At 30.9% G+C, this 19530-nt stretch carries 15 protein-coding genes; 5 read left to right on the top strand and 10 right to left on the bottom strand.

Annotation, left to right across the window (positions count from 1 at the left end; genetic code table 11):
* The 4 genes from BVC87_RS22000 to gldB all read right to left on the bottom strand — a co-directional run.
* Positions 1-413 (bottom strand): hypothetical protein (locus BVC87_RS22000; protein WP_200799224.1); only part of this gene is annotated, 413 nt, incomplete at its 3' end.
* A gap of 8 nt (positions 414-421) precedes the next feature.
* Positions 422-1849, bottom strand: coding sequence for a tetratricopeptide repeat protein (locus tag BVC87_RS21995; protein ID WP_075344561.1), 1428 nt, complete (start codon positions 1847-1849; stop codon positions 422-424).
* A gap of 1103 nt (positions 1850-2952) precedes the next feature.
* Positions 2953-3294, bottom strand: coding sequence for a gliding motility protein GldC (gldC, locus tag BVC87_RS21985; protein WP_075344559.1), 342 nt, complete (start codon positions 3292-3294; stop codon positions 2953-2955).
* A 3-nt stretch (positions 3295-3297) separates the two neighbouring features.
* Positions 3298-4254 carry a gliding motility lipoprotein GldB gene (gene gldB, locus BVC87_RS21980; RefSeq protein ID WP_075344563.1) on the bottom strand — a complete coding sequence of 319 codons (957 nt, stop codon included), beginning with the start codon at positions 4252-4254 and terminating at the stop codon, positions 3298-3300.
* A 60-nt stretch (positions 4255-4314) separates the two neighbouring features.
* Between gldB and nadE the strand changes: the two genes are divergently transcribed.
* The gene (gene nadE, locus BVC87_RS21975; protein WP_075344562.1) at positions 4315-5103 is read left to right on the top strand and encodes an NAD(+) synthase; all 789 of its coding nucleotides are present in this window, start codon (positions 4315-4317) and stop codon (positions 5101-5103) included.
* 193 nt (positions 5104-5296) lie between these two features.
* On the opposite strand, the gene dnaG is transcribed toward nadE, so the two are convergent.
* From dnaG to BVC87_RS21950, 5 genes are all read right to left on the bottom strand, one after another.
* Positions 5297-7306, bottom strand: coding sequence for a DNA primase (dnaG, locus tag BVC87_RS21970; RefSeq protein WP_075344558.1), 2010 nt, complete (start codon positions 7304-7306; stop codon positions 5297-5299).
* A gap of 66 nt (positions 7307-7372) precedes the next feature.
* A complete protein-coding gene (gene clpX / locus BVC87_RS21965; RefSeq protein ID WP_075344557.1) occupies positions 7373-8611 on the bottom strand; it encodes an ATP-dependent Clp protease ATP-binding subunit ClpX in 1239 nt (412 codons plus the stop codon).
* Positions 8612-8644: 33 nt separating this feature from the next.
* Positions 8645-9304, bottom strand: coding sequence for an ATP-dependent Clp endopeptidase proteolytic subunit ClpP (gene clpP / locus BVC87_RS21960; RefSeq protein ID WP_075344556.1), 660 nt, complete (start codon positions 9302-9304; stop codon positions 8645-8647).
* A gap of 114 nt (positions 9305-9418) precedes the next feature.
* A complete protein-coding gene (locus tag BVC87_RS21955) occupies positions 9419-11374 on the bottom strand; it encodes a tetratricopeptide repeat-containing sensor histidine kinase (protein ID WP_075344555.1) in 1956 nt (651 codons plus the stop codon).
* A gap of 221 nt (positions 11375-11595) precedes the next feature.
* Entirely contained in the window at positions 11596-13536 is a 1941-nt protein-coding gene (locus BVC87_RS21950; RefSeq protein ID WP_075344554.1) for a tetratricopeptide repeat-containing sensor histidine kinase, read from the bottom strand.
* Between the two features lie 221 nt (positions 13537-13757).
* On the opposite strand from BVC87_RS21950, the gene BVC87_RS21945 reads away from it, so the two are divergent.
* From BVC87_RS21945 to BVC87_RS21930, 4 genes are all read left to right on the top strand, one after another.
* On the top strand, positions 13758-14168 hold the full coding sequence (locus BVC87_RS21945) for a hypothetical protein (protein ID WP_075344553.1): 411 nt from the start codon (positions 13758-13760) through the stop codon (positions 14166-14168).
* On the top strand, positions 14168-14851 hold the full coding sequence (locus BVC87_RS21940; protein WP_075344552.1) for a hypothetical protein: 684 nt from the start codon (positions 14168-14170) through the stop codon (positions 14849-14851). Before BVC87_RS21945 ends, BVC87_RS21940 begins: the two co-directional genes overlap by 1 nt.
* Positions 14852-15119: 268 nt before the next feature.
* A complete protein-coding gene (locus BVC87_RS23975; RefSeq protein WP_083629696.1) occupies positions 15120-15419 on the top strand; it encodes a T9SS type A sorting domain-containing protein in 300 nt (99 codons plus the stop codon).
* A gap of 24 nt (positions 15420-15443) precedes the next feature.
* A complete protein-coding gene (locus tag BVC87_RS21930; protein WP_075344550.1) occupies positions 15444-18479 on the top strand; it encodes a G8 domain-containing protein in 3036 nt (1011 codons plus the stop codon).
* A 52-nt stretch (positions 18480-18531) separates the two neighbouring features.
* Here BVC87_RS21930 and BVC87_RS21925 read toward each other — a convergent pair whose 3' ends face one another.
* Entirely contained in the window at positions 18532-19173 is a 642-nt protein-coding gene (locus tag BVC87_RS21925) for a response regulator transcription factor (protein ID WP_075344549.1), read from the bottom strand.
* Positions 19174-19530 lie beyond the last annotated feature (357 nt).

Below are 19530 nucleotides of genomic sequence, written 5' to 3'. Positions count from 1 at the left end.
TTAAAATACGCTTTTCTAGCATCAGTATAGTTAGTATAGTTTTCTCTTAATCTACCATTAATTACTCCTGTAATTAACTTTGTTTGCCTATCATACCATGCCCTTTCTTTTTCTAATGCTGCAGCTATCGCAGCTCTGTCGTTAGCTAGAGCAGTATTAAAAGAGTCATTAAAATTGAATCTGAAATCACTAGGTTTATCAGTATTACCAGGACAATCACAAGGGTCTATACCTATTGGAATGATAAAAGGATCAAACTCTCCTGGTGGAACAGGAACAGGTTCTGCTGGGATTCCTGGTCCGGATGGTTCTGAAGGATCCAATGGATCTACAGGTCGTTCTGATGGTGTTTGTGCAAATACACATTGCGCTATTAAAACACAAAGTAGGATACATAGGTTTTTAATTTTCATGGCTTTTTTTAGTTTTTAATAATAGTTTCTGTTTTCTTTTCTCCATCTACATATACGGTAATTACGTACATGCCTTGTTGCAATTGATTTCCATTTAAGTAATAGATATATTCTCCTTCGCTTTGCTGTTTTCCTTCTTCAAGAATTTGATTACTTCCTGTATTTAAGTGTGTAGCTTCAATACGAATATGACTTTCTTGAGTTAGATTATAGGCAACAAATAATTCTTTGTGGAAAGGATTAGGGTATAGTTTTATAAATTGGTCTGATCCTTGCTGTAAGTTTTCTAATACTTCTTCTGAAACTTCGGTTCCGTTTTCAGTTGTGATTTTCTTTTTTGTTAATACCAAATAAAAGGCAGAACCTAACTCGTGAAGTTCTTGGGCATAACTCTGTAATGCCAACACTAAATACGTCTTCCCTTCTATTTTCTTTTTGGTAATGGTTGCATTTGTGATTTGGTAATCTATCGTTTTTTCTGATGCACTGTTATAAAAAGCACGGTCTAATACTATATGTAGATTTTCAAAGGTAAAAGCATCTTTATCATTATATGCAATGTCACTAATTGTATTTTTTTCATTGCTAAAAGTATATTTCAAATTTTCCTCTTCTGTTTGGATAAACGAAATATGCAAAGGTGTTTGTTGTATTATCTTTTGCTCTGACCAGTCTAACTGTACTAGAGATCCTTCCCAATTACCCATAAGTTCTCTATCAGAAAACGGAGTTTTTGTATTTTCAACGGTCAACAACTTTTCCTGTAACTCTGTAAATTCAAAATTGGTGCTCATCTGTTCTTTCATACAGGCAAGCATAGCAGTTTCATCAAATCGCTCTATACTTTGTAATAGTTCCACGGCTTTTTGTTTGTCTTGCGCCACACCATTTCCAAAATAGTACGCCACAGCTAACCAGTGTTTTGCCATTGGATAGGAACTTTGTTTGAATAATTCTACAGCTCGTTTATAATTTTGAGGTGTATCTCCTATTCCTTTATAAAATAAGTATCCTAATGCATATGTAGCTTTATCACTTCCTAGATCATAGGCTTTTTTGTACCATTTTTTAGCTTTTTTAATATCTACTTCAGTACCGATTCCTTTTTTATACAAATCGGCTAAATACACCATGGCAAAGCGATTGTCTTGCTTTGCTGCTTTTTTAACCAGCTTAAAACCTTTTTTATGGTGTGTAAGTTCTTCTTGTTTTGTGTAAATTTTACCTAAAAGCAATTGTGCTTTATCGTAGTCTTTCTCTACACAGGGCGCTAATAAAGCTTCTATTTCTGTGTACTCCTTTTCTGAATTCTGATTGACTTTTAACTCATACATAGCAATGTTTAGATTAAGTTCGCAGTCAGATTCTTTTTCTTGTGCTTTACCCTTTGCTGCTACTAATAACAGGGCGGCACATGCCATTTTTAATGTTCTCATAATTTATAATAATTGAATAATTAGTTATACAGTAAGAACAAGCACATACATGCTTATCAAACTATTTTTTACTCGTAAAAAGGTCTTGAAACTAAATGTTTGGTTTCATAGCAATCCTTTCCTTTTCAAGTACAAATAAACAATAAACGAATGAATTTTCAATAACTTTAAACGTTAATTTTTGTTCAAATTAGAACATTCTTTATCATTTATTTTTTAACAAAACTAACTATCATTTTTGAGAAATGAATGTGGTTTTATGACATTTAAAGTGCGGTTTTCCGCATTTATAAATATGATTTCGCATAATGCCAATAGTAAAAATTTCTACTAGATATTTCGCATATTAACCAAAAATTGTCTTTACGAACGAAATGACGTGTAGTGAAGTAATCTCTTTATTTTTAGATAGAAACAAAATTAAAATAGTAAAAGTGACAGATTGCTTTACTTCGACTACCACTCAGTACAGGCTAAAGTCTCAAAGACCTTTTTTTCGAAGTTCTTAATCGTCCTACAATTTTACTTCTGATCTCGATAAGCTCAATCATCAGTAAAATCAACCGAATTGAAAAAGGTTTTAATCTAAGGTACTATAACTACTTCACCGTACCTCCTATCATTGATGTATTTTTTTGAAATACTGAATAACAAGGATTTATACTTAAATACAAATAACCTGTATTTCCTCTCCTTTGTCTTGATACAACCTTTCGACATGGCTCAAGACAGGCTTCGCAAAAATCAAGACTGAAATGATAAGAATTTAAAAATACTAAGGCATCTCCAGCCACAGATGAAAAGAACTCGCTAAAGCTCAAACAGCTTTTCATCTTACAGCTAACCCTGCTGCCTTGATTTTTATAAATTCTTATCAATAGGTCGTTTTTTTAACAACATGTCATTAAAGCCGTTTCACAAAATTTTTGTTGGTACTCTCGTAACTAACAAAAAAAGAATATATATTGGTAATATCTAATGTAATTTATAATTACAAAATAAATCCCAAGAAAAAAGCATCACTATTATATTTAATAGCGATGCTTTTTTCAGTGTATCATATTGTGTGTTTGATATATGATAATACACAATATCTGTATGAGTTATTTTTTCTCTATCAACTCTAATTTTTCTGCAAAATAATCACAGAAATCACGCATGGTAGCGCTCATTTTGTCATCGTTAGTCGCACGTTGAAAAGTATCTGCCATAGATACTAATGTTTGATGAAAAAACTGTTTCATCTCATCTACCGGCATATCTTTTGTCCATAAATCCATACGAAGCGTATCTTTTTGTTTATGATCCCATACTGATAACATAATTGCCTTTGAAGCTTCATTTTTTATTCCTCCATCTTCAGCATTCCAAGTAATTTCTTCAGGAACTCTATTTTCATCTAATGCAACTTTAAATTTAATTTCAGAAGTATGTACTATTGCCATGTATTAACGCTTAGGTTTATATTTCGATTTTTTAAAAATTTCGTCTCCTTTTGTGTTCAAAAGTTCCGACAAAGATACGTCATTATTTCGCATGTAAGAGCGTACTATTCGCCACCCAATCCACTTTCCTATCTGTCCTGGCGATAAATTATCTTCTGCCATGTAAAACTTAGAAAAAGGAGCAATATCTAAAAAACGTTTATTCAATTTAGAATCGGTACTATACAGCAAATCTTTCTCTATAAAATATTTCCAAATTTCTTCTTCGCTACGCACAGCCCAATCATATTTTTCTGTAGTATATCCTATTTTTTCTCGATCAGATACATCTGGTAAATATGCGTCTAGCAAATACATTTTTTTACCTTCATAAATCATTTTATTAATAAAATTTCGCTCTCTATTTGGACCTATTTGGGTAGCTATAATAGCATTAGCAACATCAACTATAATATGGTTTGCGGTATTATTTTGCTTAATATATTCAGGATAATCCCCATAAAACTCATGTGATGTTCCTAAATAACAGTCTAAAGAAATCAATAAATACTCTCCATTATAAATTACTCTATTGTCATAATCGATATTACTCAACAGTGTAATAATTTTTGGTGCTGTAAATTTCGGATGATAGTACTTAATATGTTTACATAAGTTTTCTATCTGATTTTGTTGCAATGAAAAATCACTATACATTTTTTGAGTTTCAGAAAATAGCTCTTGTTCATCTTTATCTTTGATTTTATTTATCCAGATAGAATCTATATTATGCGGAAAAAACAGCGGATATTTTGATTTAATATTTGGTAATGTTTCTTCTGTAGCTGAGTAGAAATCAACATCAAATCTATCTAGACTAAGCTCCATCTGGATTTTAGAAACATCAACTTTTAATTTTTCCTCTTTTTTACATGAATTAAAAACTACTAGAAGTAGTAGAATGCTCATTATCTTATGCATGAAATTCTTATATTTACGCTTATAATTATTCAATCTTCAAATTTATTAAAATCATATAACATGAATACTCCAAAAGTTGCTGATCACATTATCAATTGGTTGAAGACATATGCTGAGAACGCTAAAGTAAAGGGTTTTGTTGTGGGAGTTTCTGGTGGAATTGATTCTGCTGTTACCTCAACACTATGTGCTAGTACTGGTTTACCTACTTTGTGTGTTGAAATGCCTATTCACCAAGCACAAAGTCAAGTGAATAGAGCTCAAGAACATATAGCACAATTAAAAGAGCGTTTTTCTAATGTTTCGGATACTAGAGTAGACTTAACCTCGACTTTTGAAGATTTTAAAACCTCGGCTCCTGAAGCTGAACCTTCTGCGCAATTAGATTTAGCATTAGCCAATACACGTGCTCGTTTGCGTATGACTACTTTGTATTATTTTGCAGGTTTACATGGTTTACTAGTCGCTGGAACAGGAAATAAAGTTGAAGACTTTGGTGTTGGATTTTTTACTAAATATGGTGATGGTGGTGTAGATTTAAGTCCTATTGCAGATTTGCTAAAATCTGAAGTATACGCTTTAGGTAAACATTTAGACGTACCAGAATCTATACAAAAAGCGCAACCTACGGATGGTCTTTTTGGTGATAGTAGAACAGATGAAGATCAGATTGGAGCTTCTTATGATGAACTAGAATGGGCTATGCATATGCAAGATAAAGGTAAAACTGCAGATGATTTTGAAGGTAGAGAAAAAGAAGTATACCAAATTTACTTACGATTCAATACGAATAATAAACATAAAATGGTTCCGATTCCTATTTGTGAGATTCCCAGCGAATTAAAGTAAATTCGCTGAGATCATTAGTTGCTTTATTTTTTTGTAGGCTCTTTTTTTATGTCCTTTAGATATTTGAAAAGGTAATTCAATAAATAGCACCACAATGTGTCCAATTTGGAGCAATTTTCTCATAGTTTATAGATTTTATTTCTGTTTCTTTCGGACCACTAATATATAAAAAAATGTTAAACCTCGAAATTAATTATACTACGCGGCTTAATTTTTCGTATAATAACTTCTTGAGTTCTAAGTAATTCATTACTTCTTCTTTTAACTCATTAGGACTCTTTTTTTCAGCTGTTTCACTACCTAGACCCTCTTCTTGATTGGCTTGTTCCTGCATTGCTAAGCCTTCTTGAACAATGGTCGTTAATTTTTTCTCTATAAGAACTCTTCTAAGGTTTAAAATTGCATCTGTAACTAATTTGGGTAAAATTTTTGATGTTTCAGTCACAAAAATCTCTTTTCGCGTCCAATCACTAAGTTGATATTTTTCTTCGTCCATCAAAATAGTGGTGACTGCACTAGCTACTTCTGGATTCTCATTGGAAACTAATCTGTTTATCGATATTTTTTCATCTTGATTGATTTGGTGTATAATTTCATAATACACCACTCTAAAAATATCATTAGAAAACTCAATTTCATCCTCTTGTAAATTCAAATACAGTTCATTAGACACCGTATTCATATATTCTTCTTTTTCTAAAGTAGGTCTCCCTCGTTTATCTTGACCATGTACCCAGTTTATAAAAGCTACTTCTTCATTACCATAGAGTAATAGTATTCTTATAATTTCTTTCTCTAAAAGCAGTAAACTATCAACTTTGGATTTTGTTGCTTTTTCTTTGACAGGTTTTAAAACTGGTTCTTTCTTTGTGACTTCGCTACTTCTTCCACTCTTATTTAAAAGCTGTGCTAACTCGCTGAACAATACGCGTTCAGAAATATCCATAATTCTGGAACATTCTTGTAAATACACTTCTCTCTGTATTCCATCAGGAATTTTGGAAATACTAGTAACAATATCACGAATTAAACCTGCTTTTTTCACAGGATCATCTTTTGCTTCCTCTAATAATAAGGATACCTTAAAATTGATGAAATCTTGGGAATTTTCCGATAAATACGCTTTTAATTCTGCATCTGAATGTGCTTTAGCGAAGCTATCAGGATCTTCTCCTTCTGGAAAAGCAACCACACGCACATTCATTCCTTGCTCTAAAATCAAATCTATTCCACGAAGTGAAGCCCTAACTCCCGCTGCATCACCATCAAAAAGTACAGTAATATTGTTGGTTAAACGATTGACCAATCGGATTTGTTCAGGCGTTAACGCTGTACCCGAAGAGGCTACTACATTCTCTATTCCTGATTGATGAAAAGAGATCACATCTGTATACCCTTCAACTAAGTAGCAATTATCTTCTTTAGAAATTTCCTTTTTAGCTTGATAAATTCCATATAAAATTTTACTCTTATGGTAGATATCACTTTCTGGAGAATTTAAATATTTTGCAGCCTTTTTATCATTAGTTAAAATACGCCCTCCAAACCCTAATATCCTTCCAGACATACTATGGATGGGGAACATCACACGACCTTTGAATCGGTCAAACATTCGATCTCTCTCTCCTCCTTCTTTTACAATAGTTAACCCTGTAGATTTTAAGTACTTTATATCATAACCTTTATCTAAAGCTGTTTTTGTAAAATTATCCCATTCGTCTTTACAATATCCTAAATCGAATTTCTCAATCGTATCTTCTCTAAACCCTCTTTCTTTAAAATAAGACAATCCAATAGCTCTACCCTTCTGAGTATTTAGTAAAACATCATGAAAGTAGTCTTTGGCAAATTTCGAAACCAAAAACATACTTTCTCTTTCATTGATCTGCTGTTTTTGCTCGTCACTCTGCTCGGTTTCTTCAATATCGATATTATATTTCTTGGCCAGCCATCGAATTGCTTCTGGATATGAAAAATGTTCGTGTTCCATTAAGAAGGAAATTACATTCCCTCCTTTACCGGTACTAAAGTCTTTCCATATTTGTTTTACCGGTGACACCATAAATGATGGTGTTTTTTCATCCACAAAAGGACTTAGCCCTTTAAAATTACTTCCTGCTTTTTTCAATTGCACAAACTCTCCTATAACCTCCTCTAAGCGAGCGGTTTCAAAAACTTGATCTATAGTTTGCTTTGTAATCATGGGGTAAAGATAAAAAACCTCGTAAAATTAATTTTACGAGGTTTATAAAGTAATTTTATGCTATAATTAAGACGCTGCTTTTAATTTTTGTAATGCTTTTTTAGTCAATTTCTCTTCTGCATAATCTCTAGTAACTACAAATTCTGTAATATCAGAACCTGGTAACTCAAACATTGCATCAGTTAAAATTGCTTCGCATAATGAACGCAACCCTCTTGCGCCTAACTTATACTCTACAGCCATATCAACAATATACTGTAAAGCTTCGTCAGTCATAGAGAAATCAACATCATCCATTTTAAACAACTTTGTGTATTGTTTAATAATTGAGTTTTTAGGCTCAGTTAAAATTGCTCTTAATGTTTTAGCGTCTAAAGGATTCATGTAACTTAATACTGGTAAACGCCCTATAATTTCAGGAATTAGACCAAAAGATTTTAAATCTGCAGGAATAATGTATTGTAATAGATTATCCTCATCAATTTTATCTTCATCTATAGAAGCACTATACCCTACAGCTTGCATGTTTAGTCGTTTACTAATCATTCTATCAATACCAGAGAATGCTCCACCTGCTACAAATAAAATATCTTTAGTATTTACTTGGATAAATTTTTGTTCTGGGTGCTTTCTTCCTCCTTTTGGTGCTACGTTAACTACTGCTCCTTCTAATAATTTTAATAAAGCTTGTTGTACACCTTCTCCAGATACATCTCGAGTTATTGAAGGATTATCTCCTTTACGTGCTATTTTATCAATTTCATCAATAAAAACGATTCCTCGTTCTGCTTTATCAACATCATAATCTGCAGCTTGTAACAATCTACTTAAAATACTTTCTACATCTTCACCTACATATCCTGCCTGTGTAAGTACAGTAGCATCTACAATAGCAAAAGGAACATTTAACATTTTAGCTATGGTACGTGCCACTAAGGTTTTTCCTGTACCTGTTTCACCTACTAAAATAATGTTTGATTTTTCTATTTCAACACTATCGCCAGGTGATTTGGTTTGCAATAATCTTTTGTAGTGATTGTAAACCGCTACAGACATTGCTTTTTTTGTTTGTTCTTGACCTACGATATACTCATCTAAAAAAGATTTGATTTCGATTGGTTTTTTAAGAACTAGATCGTTAGTAAGACTTGTTGTTTTTGCTTCCGCAATCTCCTCTTGTACAATTCCATAAGCCTGCACAATACACTTATCACAAATATGTGCATCCATACCTGCAATTAGTAAATCTGTTTCAGCTTTTTTTCGCCCACAAAACGAACATTCTAAATTTTGATCTTGTGACATTATATATTTCTACGTTTACATTTAAATCTTAGCTTACTTTCTGCTAAGTACTTCATCAATCATACCATATTCTTTCGCTTCATCTGCTTTCATCCAATAATCACGGTCAGAATCTTCATGAACTTTATCAAAAGGTTGTCCAGAGTGGTTAGAAATAATATTGTATAATTCTGTTTTTAATTTTCCTATCTCCTTTACTGTGATTTCCATATCAGAAGCTTGTCCTTGTGCACCTCCTAATGGTTGGTGAATCATAATTCTAGAGTGTGGTAATGCTGATCGCTTGCCTTTTTGTCCTGCACACATTAAAACTGCTCCCATAGAAGCTGCCATTCCAGTACAAATAGTAGCTACATCAGGCTTAATAAATTGCATAGTATCATAAATACCTAAACCAGCATAAACTCCTCCTCCTGGAGAATTGATATATATTGAAATATCTTTATTTGAGTCTACACTCTCTAAGAATAGCAACTGTGCTTGTATTACATTTGCTATTTGATCATTTATTCCTGTTCCTAAAAAAATGATACGATCCATCATTAATCGAGAAAAAACGTCCATTTGAGCTACGTTTAGCTGACGTTCCTCAATGATGTAAGGTGTTAAACTACTGGTAATTTTATTATAGTAAGTGCTACTGATTCCGTGGTGTTTAGTAGCATATTTTTCAAATTCCTTTCCGTAATCCATTATTCGATTTTATTTAAAAGTTACGATCGTTAAAGATACAAAGTTTTTCTTGAAAAAAATATTTAGTTCTATTTTATAGAATGATACTATATAGCTCAAAAGCTAATTATAAAGTTACACCACTTCTTTCATAACATAAATATCTTTATCTACTTCCATTCTAAACAATGTACCTCTTTGAGGGTGAGAATCTATGATACAATTACCCGATAGTTGACTGACTCTATCTTTCATATTTTTCAGTCCAATTCCATTATGGATTTTTTTGGTATCGAATCCGACACCATCATCTTCGTAAGACAAATAAATAACATCTTCAATCACTTCTAATTGTATATCTATAACGCTAGCCTTAGCATGCTTTAATGTATTAGAAATCAACTCCTGAAGTATTGCAAAAATTTCACTTTGCAAATGCTTATCAGCTTGATTTATGATGTCTTTTTCTGTAACTGATAAATTAATTTTTACATCAGCTATTTCATCAATATTCTTTATGTACTCATTTAATACTACTGAATAGTCATTTTGTCGTATTTTTTTTGGAAGTAAATTATGTGATAATTCTCGTATTTGCTCGTAAGTTTCACTTAAATCATTCTTGATTTTCTGAAGCCTTGTAGACCCTTCGGGCAATTCTTCAAATTGTAATTGAATAGCTGCCATATTACTACCTATAGAATCATGTAAACCTCTAGCTAATCTTTTACGTTCAGTATCTTGTCCTTCTATAGAAGCTTTAACCAGTTCTAATTCCTGTTTCTTCATCAAACTTTTTATTTTTTGATAGTTAAACGCTTCTTGAGTTTTATTTAATTTTTTTTGAGTTTTTAGCTTTTGAAAATAAAATCGTAGTAAAAATAGTATTGCTATGATAATAAGTATTGAGCCTATTAAAATTATATTGCGTACCGTAGCTTGCTGTGCTATCTTTTGATCTTTTAGTTCTTCATTCTTTTTCAATAATACAATTTCTTTTTCTTTTTGAGCCGTTTCAAACTTAACTTCTAGCTCATTAATTTCTTTTGTTTTCTGAAGCCCCTTAATTGAATCGTTTATAGTGATAAACTGTTCTGAATATTCTAGAGCTTTCTCAAACTTATTTTGCCCTTTTGTAGCATTTTTAAGATCCTCATAGTCTTTTAACATATCTTGCAAGTTTCCTCTTTTTTTGTCTTGCTCTAGAATAGGTAATAAAAGTTGTTCTGCTACTTTATAGTTTTTTTCTTTTACGTATATCTCTGCTAATTTTCTTTTCCCTGCCTCTACATGAAAATCGTATTTTTTTTCTTCTCCTTCTTTTATTATCTCCTTAAATGTTGTAATTGCTTTGGGAGTATTTCCCATAGCAAAAAGATTACTAGCTATGTTTAAACGAGTAGTAAGATTATTATATACATCATTCTTATCTATAGCAAGGGATTGGTAATAATACTCATTTGACTTTTTAAAATCTTTAAGGTCTCCATAGATACTCCCAATGGAAGCAGCGCAAATAACTTTAACTCTTGGTTCTCTACTTTTCTGTCCTTTTTTAAACAATTCTAAAGCTTTATCATACTCATTATCTAAATAGTATAAATTACCTAAATTGATCAAAAAGCCATAGTAGTTATTTTTATCCTCCCAACGTTCCGCATTTTCAATTCCTTCAATATATTTTTCTTTTGCTTTATCTCTCAATCCTTTATTCAAGTATGCTGAAGCTAAATTCATTGTTGCCATTACATTTCTCATCCTTTTAATAGAGTCTGTTGAGAAATTTTTATACGCTAAGGTTTTCTCTGCATAGTACATAGCCGAATCAGAATGATTTTCATACAAAAAGTAAGAAGATAAAACACTTGTTGCATACGACTTTAACATGTCTGTTTTTCCTTCTTTTAAATAATAACGTGCTTTTTTATATGTTTTCTCCTGATTTTTTTGCTGAAAAAAGGCATTAAAGATTTCTTCGAATGCTTTATATTCTCTTTTTTCTTCTTTTTGAAGAGCTAAATTTACTTTAGAAGTTTGAGCTACAATAGTTACTGTAAATAGCAATACTGGGATTAGGGATATTCGTTGCATTTTAATTAGTAGTAGTTGGTTTAAACAACTAATAAACGTTTTTTTTTCAGGATGGTATATACTTTTATTACTTAAAGCTATACTTTTTTTTCAAAAAACATATTTAGTATCTAATTTAAACATCTATACCCCAGAAATTGGTAGTATGATTTCACTGAAAACGCATGGTAAATGCATTTATGAAATTATACTACTGTTCTATTTGAAAACAAACCATAAAATCAGACTACTTCTCTCATTATATAAATATCTTTATCTACTTCCATCCTAAACAAAGTACCTCTTTGAGGATAAGAATCTATAATACAATTACCTGAAAGTTGACCTACTCTATCTTTCATGTTTTTCAATCCAATTCCATTATGGATTTTTTTGGTATCGAATCCGATTCCATCATCTTCGTAAGACAAATAAATAACATCTTCAATCACTTCTAACTGTATATCTATAACACTAGCCTTAGCATGCTTTAATGTATTAGAAATCAACTCCTGAAGTATTGCGAAAATTTCACTTTGCAAATGCTTATCGGCTTGATTTATGATATCTTTTTCTGTAACTGATAAATTAAGTTTCACATCAGCTATTTCATCAATATTCTTTATGTACTGATTTAATACTACTGAATAGTCATTTTGTCGTATTTTTTTTGGAAGTAGATTATGTGATAATTCTCGTATTTGCTCGTAAGTTTCACTTAAATCATTCTTGATTTTCTGAAGCCTTATAGATCCTTCGGGCAATTCTGCAAATTGTAATTGAATAGCTGCCATATTACTACCTATAGAATCATGTAAACCTCTAGCTAATCTTTTACGCTCAGTATCTTGTCCTTCTATGGAAGCTTTAACCAGTTCTAATTCCTGTTTCTTCATCAAACTTTTTATTTTTTGATAGTTAAACGCTTCTTGAGTTTTATTTAATTTTTTTTGAGTTTTTAGCTTTTGAAAATAAAATCGCAATAAAAATAGTATTGTTATGATAATAAGTATTGAGCCTATTAAAATTATATTACGTACCGTAGCTTGCTGTGCTATCTTTTGATCTTTTAGTTCTTCATTTTTTTTTAGTAAGGCAATTTCTTTTTCTTTTTGAGCCGTTTCAAACTTAATTTCTAACTCATTAATTTCTTTTGTTTTCTGAAGTGCTTTAATTGAATCTTTAAGTTTTATATACTTTTCATAAAATAAAAGTGAACTCTTATAATCTCCTTTCTCTTTTTTTATCCTTTTCAATAAAGAGTAAGACATCAAAACATCGTCTAAATTCCCCTTTTTTAAATTTTCTTTTATTAGATTTACTTCTAATTCTTCAGCAAGTTTATATTTTTTTTTCTCTATATAATGATATGCTAATTGCTTTATTGCCTCTATTTCAACTTGTTTATATTCTTTACTTCTAGATTCTTCTATAATTCTTTTTAACCTTAATATTACTTTGTCTTCTATACCTAAACCTAAATCATTTACAACTATATTTAATCGTATAGCTAAATTAGTAAACGGATCTTTGTTTAGTTTCAATCCTTTTTGATAATACTCGTTAGATTTTCTAAATTCTTTCAACTCTCCATATATATTTCCTAAAGTTAATATTGCATTTTTTTGAGTTAACTCATTCTGGCTTTTTATTGATTCTTCACAAAAAGAGATTGCTTTTTCATACTCTTCCTCCATTATGTATACATTGGATAAATTTGCTGTAAAAAAGTAGTAGTCCTTTTCAAAACCCCATTCCCTAGCATTTAACATTCCTTCTAAATATGCTTCTTTTGCATTATCTAACAAACCTTTTGTTAAATATCCATTACCTAGATTAACATATCCCATCAAACATCTTTTCCTCTTCACCGAGTCACTTGAAAATTTTTCATATCCCAAAGTTTTATTCGCATAAAACAAAATAGAATCAGACATTTTATTTGACACAAAATATGAAGATATCAAGCATGTTAAATATGATTTACTAGCATCTGTTTTTAAAGTTTCCAAGAGCTTATGAGAAAATTTATAAGCTTCTTTTATTTTATTTTGCTTATAAAATAAATCATATGCTTTTTCTGCTTCAATCAACTCCTTGTTTTCTAATATTTTTAAATCTTGATTTTGGGCAATTAAACTTAATGTAAGAAATAATAATGAACTTAGGGATTTTACTTTCATTTTTAACAAATTTTGTTATAATAACTTAAACCGCTTTTTAAGGAGTATAATATATGTTTTTACTACATAAGACGGTACTTTTTTTTCAAAAAACATATTTAGGCCCCAATTTAAACATCTATACCCCAGAAATTGGTAGTATGATTTCACTGAAAACAGTGTTTTTAAATTTATAATCTACAGCTAGGTTTGTAACGAAATTAATTATAAAACAAATCAAAATGGGACTAGCAGAAAGAAGAATTATCAAAACTTACCAAGAAGGAAAGTATCAAGATTTCTTATCAGAAATTAAGGATGTAATTGGAGGTGAAATCGAATTTGATATTGATTGGAACAGCTTACCAAACGAAAAATATTCTAAATCTTTAGAAGAGGGACTTACAGAAATATACTTTAAGCCTATTTTAAATTCATTTAAGAGTATAGCTGAGGATGACATGGGTAAAGAAGCTATAAAAGAAAGTGTTAAAAAAATTATTATCAAAGATGAAAATGATAATGCTTATGCTAGTCAAACTTATAAATTTAATGAAGGGACATTAATTGTTAATCACTGCAGTTATACAAACATTGGAAATACAGATGAAAGAACTAAGATTTTGACTAAACTTTTAGAATCTAATCTATAATGTTATTTACTAATATTAGTAAAGAAGTTCCTACTTATAACAAGAAAGAACTTTTACTTTATATAGTAGAAAATGCTATTGAAGTTACTCTTCAAATCACAACAACTTCAGGTAATTATTTTAAAGGTTATGTATTAACCATTTCTGAAGTTATGAATGAAGGAACTATAGTATTGATGCAATTAAGCGATGGAAATACTACTACAAAAAACATACTACATATCAATTTAGCTAATATTGAAAGTGTTGTATTTTTAAGTTCTAATGATATAGATGTTATTCAGGTTTTATCTAAAGGAAAAATAGAAAAGCCCAAAATGTATTCTGACTCTAGCAGATTAGATGTCAAACGAAAATTTAAGCATTTTTCTGAAACTGTTTTTGAAAAAACAGGTGTTCATTTGGAGATACTTCCTATAGATTTACCTGAGGACAGAAAACAACTAAATCGAATATATCAGATCACTGAACATATTCAGGAATTACTTGTTACTGTTTTACTTCAAGAAGATGCTAAAGAAAGTTGGTTATCGAAGTTTACTGAAATTAAATTTGTAGAACATGATATATTAAAGGTAGAGACTAACTCGTCTGTATTAAATATTCATTTTCCTTTTACTAACATTTCTGTATCCGAAATTAATGAAAGTGATTTTAATGCTCTTCTACTAGAAAACTTATAATCACAGCTATTGTAAACTGAAATATAGGAGTAAATTTTATATAAAATTTATTCTAATTACAACAATACTTAAACACTTCCTGAAATGTCTTTTCACGGTTTTCAGGGGTGTTTTTCTATGCCTATCTTTCTAGTTTTGTGGGAAGTTTTAAAATTAACCAACCCCTAAAACAAATGAAATCAGTCATTTTAATCCTCCTTTATTTTTCTGCCTATACTGCTAACTCACAACTTAAAAAAAGTCTTTTAGTACAGATCACTACGCTAGTATAACTACTAAATTTAATTCTTGCAGTTCTTTATCTATTGAAGATCAAAAAAGCATAGAAAATTCAGATTTTAGCATACTTTCTAATCCAGTTAAAGGAGATTTTCTACAAGTTGTGTTTCCAAAATCAATAAAAAAAACTGATGCGTTTATTCTAGATCTATCTGGTAAAAAAATAAAACAATTAAAAATCTCTGTAGATAAACCCAAAGTTTTTATCGGTAGTCTTTCAAAAGGCTTGTACCTAATACAACTTAAAACCTTGTCTACTAAAAAAACGTTCAAAATTATCAAAGAATAATACCTTTTATACTATTTCCCTACTATGAAAATAAACAAACTATGCTTTTGGCTTTTATCGTTGTTCTGTCTAGCAACTATACAAAATCATTCTCAAAATCTAACCAAATTAAATACAGTAAAAAATTCTGAGTTTGTAATTACAGCTAAGGAAAATGAAACTTTAACCCTTACTGCTAACGAAATTGAATTCGGTCAGCATTTACAATGGCAAGAATCCAATAACAACACTAACTGGGTTAATATTAATGGTGCTACTACAAATAATTACATCATTACTTTAAACGATTTACCTAAATATTATAGAGCTTTCATTACAGAATCGAGTTGTGATACCCATTTTAAATCTGATGTTATTTCTGTTTTTACCCAAGAACCTTCAAATAAAATGTATTGGTCTGACCCTAACTCATGGGAAACGCTACAAAAACCCAAACAAGGAGAAAGAGTAGTGATACCCAAAGACAAACATATTTACTTAGATGAAAATACTCCTGAATTAGATGAGTTAATCATTTTAGGAACTTTAGAATTTGAAAGAGAAGACCTATCACTTACTGCTAAAAATATTTTGGTTAATGGCGGACAATTAATTATTGGTGAAGAGAGAAGACCATTTACACATAAAGCAATAATAACGCTTAACGATACCAATTTAGACCACAATGTGATGATGCAAATGGGAACTCGAGGTATTATTGTTGTTAATGGTGGACGTTTAGACCTTCATGGAAAATCTCCTGAAACAGCATGGACAAAAATAGATACTCATGCAGAAGATGGTGCTACAAAATTGAATTTAGCAATGCAAACAACATGGAAACCTGATGACGAAATTGTACTTGGTCCATCCGACTTTTATGAAGCTGCTAATGGTGAATCTATTTCTCAACGTATAAAAATTGCAGCTGTTAACGGAAAAGAAATTGAGTTATCTGAAGAAATTAAGGCTTTTCACTGGGGAGCACTTCAATATGTCACCACTAATGGAATAAGCTTAACAGCAGAGAATATAGTACCCACGCCTACTGGAGATTTCTTGTACGATATCGTCCCAAATAATCCCAAAATACTTGACGAAAGAGCTCCAGTAGGTAATTTAACTAGGAATATTGTTATCCAAGCTCCAAATGATGATGCTTGGCAAAACGAAGGTTTTGGGATCCATATTATGATGATGCCAACTACAGTAGCACATATTAACGGTGTAGAAATTAAAAGAGGAGGACAACGAGGAAGGGTTAGAAGATATCCTTTTCATTGGCATATGCTTAGTTATAAGGGATCTACGAATTTAGGTGACGCTACTGGTCAATATTTTAAAAACTCCACTATAAATGAATCTAAAAATCGTGGAATTGTTGTGCATGGTACTAACGGTACTGTTGTACAAAATAATATAGTTTTTGATGTAAAAGGACATGGTATTTTTACTGAAAATGGAGCAGAAAGAAGAACTTTATTTGATCACAACTTAGTTTTAAAAGTACGAAATCCTGAAGAGCAATTTGCGATTAAAAAACATGAACTAGAACAATTTAGGAGAGGATCATCTGGCTTTTGGATTAGTAATCCTGACAATACAACTACCAATAATCATGTAGGAGATTGTGAAGGAAACGGATATTGGTTAGCATTTCCAATGCGTCCTTTTGGAGAGAGTTCTGGAGCTTTATATGATGATGGCGAAATTATGGATCCTAGAAAAATGCCTTTTGGTGTATTTGAAAACAATACAGCTCATAGTTGTAATAAAAATGGATTTCATAACGATGATCCTGAGTTAGATGAAGAAGGTAATACAGGTGGAGCAAGAAGTAATCCTACTAGAAATTATAAAAATTATACTTCTGATACAACTGGTAGGCCTAGCGCTAATATGGGTTTTGCAAGAGACACATGGAGACGTTTTGATATCAAAAGATTTAGTGCTTGGAAATGTACTGCTACAATGTGGGATCGTGCCAACTTTGTAAATACACTAGAAACCGTAACAGCAGATAACCACGGAACATTTTTTGCTGGATCTGGTACTAGAGGACTTATTATTGGATCTTTGGCTGTTGGTAGAAGTTTAAATTACAATTACAACAACTCTAAATACAACGACATTCCTGTTTCAAATGCTTTTGCTAGCTATCATCATACTTTTGATATTCAAGCTAATATTGCAATTAATTTCCCCGGAACTAAAGGTGTAGCGTCTGGTGTTTTCGGAATTACAGATTATTATTTAAGACCTGTTGAAAAAGGGCATTGGCTCAGTAAAGGAAATATTTTAATTAACAGTCATCCTGGAGTTAGAATTACAGCTAGTGAGGCATGGAGACCAGAACGTGTGGATCCTGACAAACCCCATTTTAATTTATCTGGTGCGATTTGGGACCCTAATGGTATTTGGGGGCCTTCGGGAAATTATTTAGTTCCTGATGATCCTTTTTATACCTACAATTCAACAAAGTCACCAATTGGACCTAATCCTGAAGTAAGTGGTGGAGTTAGTGTTACTGGTCCTTATTATGGTTTTGATGATACTGATATTTATTACACTGGTGGTTCTACTAAAAACCGTACTAGTATGAAGTATACTAGATATGATGACAATCTAAACAAAATTGGTGGTTTTACATTATATGGCAATGACTCTAACTTATTACAAGTCATGAAAGATGTTGCTACACAAAAGGGAGGTATTTTTGAAGTATCTTACCCAGACTTAGATGACATTTATGATATCCACATTAATAAAGCGGCTAATTTTTTAAGTGAAGCCGATGAACTTGTAATTGCTTATGAGTTTCCAGGAACAAGAGACGCTAAAGTTAGTGCTTATAACCATCCTTATAATTTATTAAATAATATTTCTCCCCAGATATACACACAAGTTTCAAGTTTTGAAGCTGTAAAAAATGCAACTTCAGTATCTTATTGGCAAGACAAGGCTAATGATAAAGTTTGGATGAAAATAAAAGGCGGTATCGCAAATAAACCTGTAAACAATGATAAATGGGAAGATCACATTTATCAGTTTATACAAATAAGAATTTGGGAAGGCGATTAATTAGGGTTTTAGAAGTATGAACTTATTTTTATTAAGATAAGTTTATACTTCTTTACTCTAAATATTTCATTTTAATCGCATATTTAGTAAGTCCTGCTAGGTTTCTAACATTTAATTTTGAAATCAATGTTTTCCTATAGCTTTCAATAGTATGCTTACTTAAAAAGAGTTTATCTGCTATTTCTTGAGTTGTAAACTCTTTAGCAATTAACGTAATCACATCTACTTCTCTTTTTGTAAGTCTAATTTTTTCTTTATTATTTTCTTGCTTTTTTTGAAAATACGCCTCTTTGATTGTTTTTGAAAAAAACTTCTTACCCGATAAGATTGTATCTATAGCTTCTAATAATTCTTTTTTAGTAGCATTTTTAGATAAATAACCATCAACATCATATTGAATTAATTCTTCAATCATTTCTCCATCAATATGCATACTAATGATCAGCACTTTTACTGTAGAGTATTTTTCTTTAATTAATTTTGTCAACTCTATTCCATTAATATCTGGCATAGAAATATCCGAAATAATCAAATCAATATTGTCTTCAGAATTAATATCCAAATACTTAATTATTTCATTTCCATTTTTAACACTTAAAGCAATTTCATACTTATCTTCAGTATCAACTAGACCTTCTAAACCTTCTCTAAACATAGAGTGGTCATCAACAATAATTAGATTAAATTTTTCCATTTCAATAAAGGGATTACAGAGACTATAACGAATTTAAAAATATAATATTTTTTCTAGAAGTTTCTATTAATTAAGTTTATTTCAAGTAAACCCTATTCTACAAATAAAAAAAGTCAGCAAATTAATGCTGACTTTAGCTACATTGGTAATTTTCTCACTTTAACTTATAGGGATTATTTTAAATTGGGGATTACCGTAGCTTTCTTTCCGTTAACAAAAATAATTTAGTCTTTTCTAAATAGTGCAAAAAGGAGGTAACAAAAAGTGACAATCAGAAAAAATCACAAATTTCGAGTAAAATCAGGGGGTTTTGAACTTCTTTTTCGAAGAGAAGCTATTTAACAAGTACTTTAGAAA

The organism is Tenacibaculum agarivorans (assembly GCF_001936575.1).
Lineage (GTDB): Bacteria > Bacteroidota > Bacteroidia > Flavobacteriales > Flavobacteriaceae > Polaribacter > Polaribacter agarivorans.
This window is presented reverse-complemented; position numbering and strand designations above follow the sequence as displayed.

Excerpts from the sequence above, each read along its gene's own strand:
- clpX (WP_075344557.1), bottom strand. The coding sequence starts at position 8,611 with ATGTCACAAGATCAAAATTTAGAATGTTCGTTTTGTGGGCGAAAAAAA.
- BVC87_RS21925 (WP_075344549.1), bottom strand. The coding sequence starts at position 19,173 with ATGGAAAAATTTAATCTAATTATTGTTGATGACCACTCTATGTTTAGA.
- BVC87_RS21950 (WP_075344554.1), bottom strand. The coding sequence starts at position 13,536 with ATGAAAGTAAAATCCCTAAGTTCATTATTATTTCTTACATTAAGTTTA.
- BVC87_RS21940 (WP_075344552.1), top strand. The coding sequence starts at position 14,168 with ATGTTATTTACTAATATTAGTAAAGAAGTTCCTACTTATAACAAGAAA.
- nadE (WP_075344562.1), top strand. The coding sequence starts at position 4,315 with ATGAATACTCCAAAAGTTGCTGATCACATTATCAATTGGTTGAAGACA.
- BVC87_RS21955 (WP_075344555.1), bottom strand. The coding sequence starts at position 11,374 with ATGCAACGAATATCCCTAATCCCAGTATTGCTATTTACAGTAACTATT.
- clpP (WP_075344556.1), bottom strand. The coding sequence starts at position 9,304 with ATGGATTACGGAAAGGAATTTGAAAAATATGCTACTAAACACCACGGA.
- BVC87_RS21995 (WP_075344561.1), bottom strand. The coding sequence starts at position 1,849 with ATGAGAACATTAAAAATGGCATGTGCCGCCCTGTTATTAGTAGCAGCA.
- gldB (WP_075344563.1), bottom strand. The coding sequence starts at position 4,254 with ATGCATAAGATAATGAGCATTCTACTACTTCTAGTAGTTTTTAATTCA.
- dnaG (WP_075344558.1), bottom strand. The coding sequence starts at position 7,306 with ATGATTACAAAGCAAACTATAGATCAAGTTTTTGAAACCGCTCGCTTA.
- BVC87_RS21930 (WP_075344550.1), top strand. The coding sequence starts at position 15,444 with ATGAAAATAAACAAACTATGCTTTTGGCTTTTATCGTTGTTCTGTCTA.
- gldC (WP_075344559.1), bottom strand. The coding sequence starts at position 3,294 with ATGGCAATAGTACATACTTCTGAAATTAAATTTAAAGTTGCATTAGAT.
- BVC87_RS21945 (WP_075344553.1), top strand. The coding sequence starts at position 13,758 with ATGGGACTAGCAGAAAGAAGAATTATCAAAACTTACCAAGAAGGAAAG.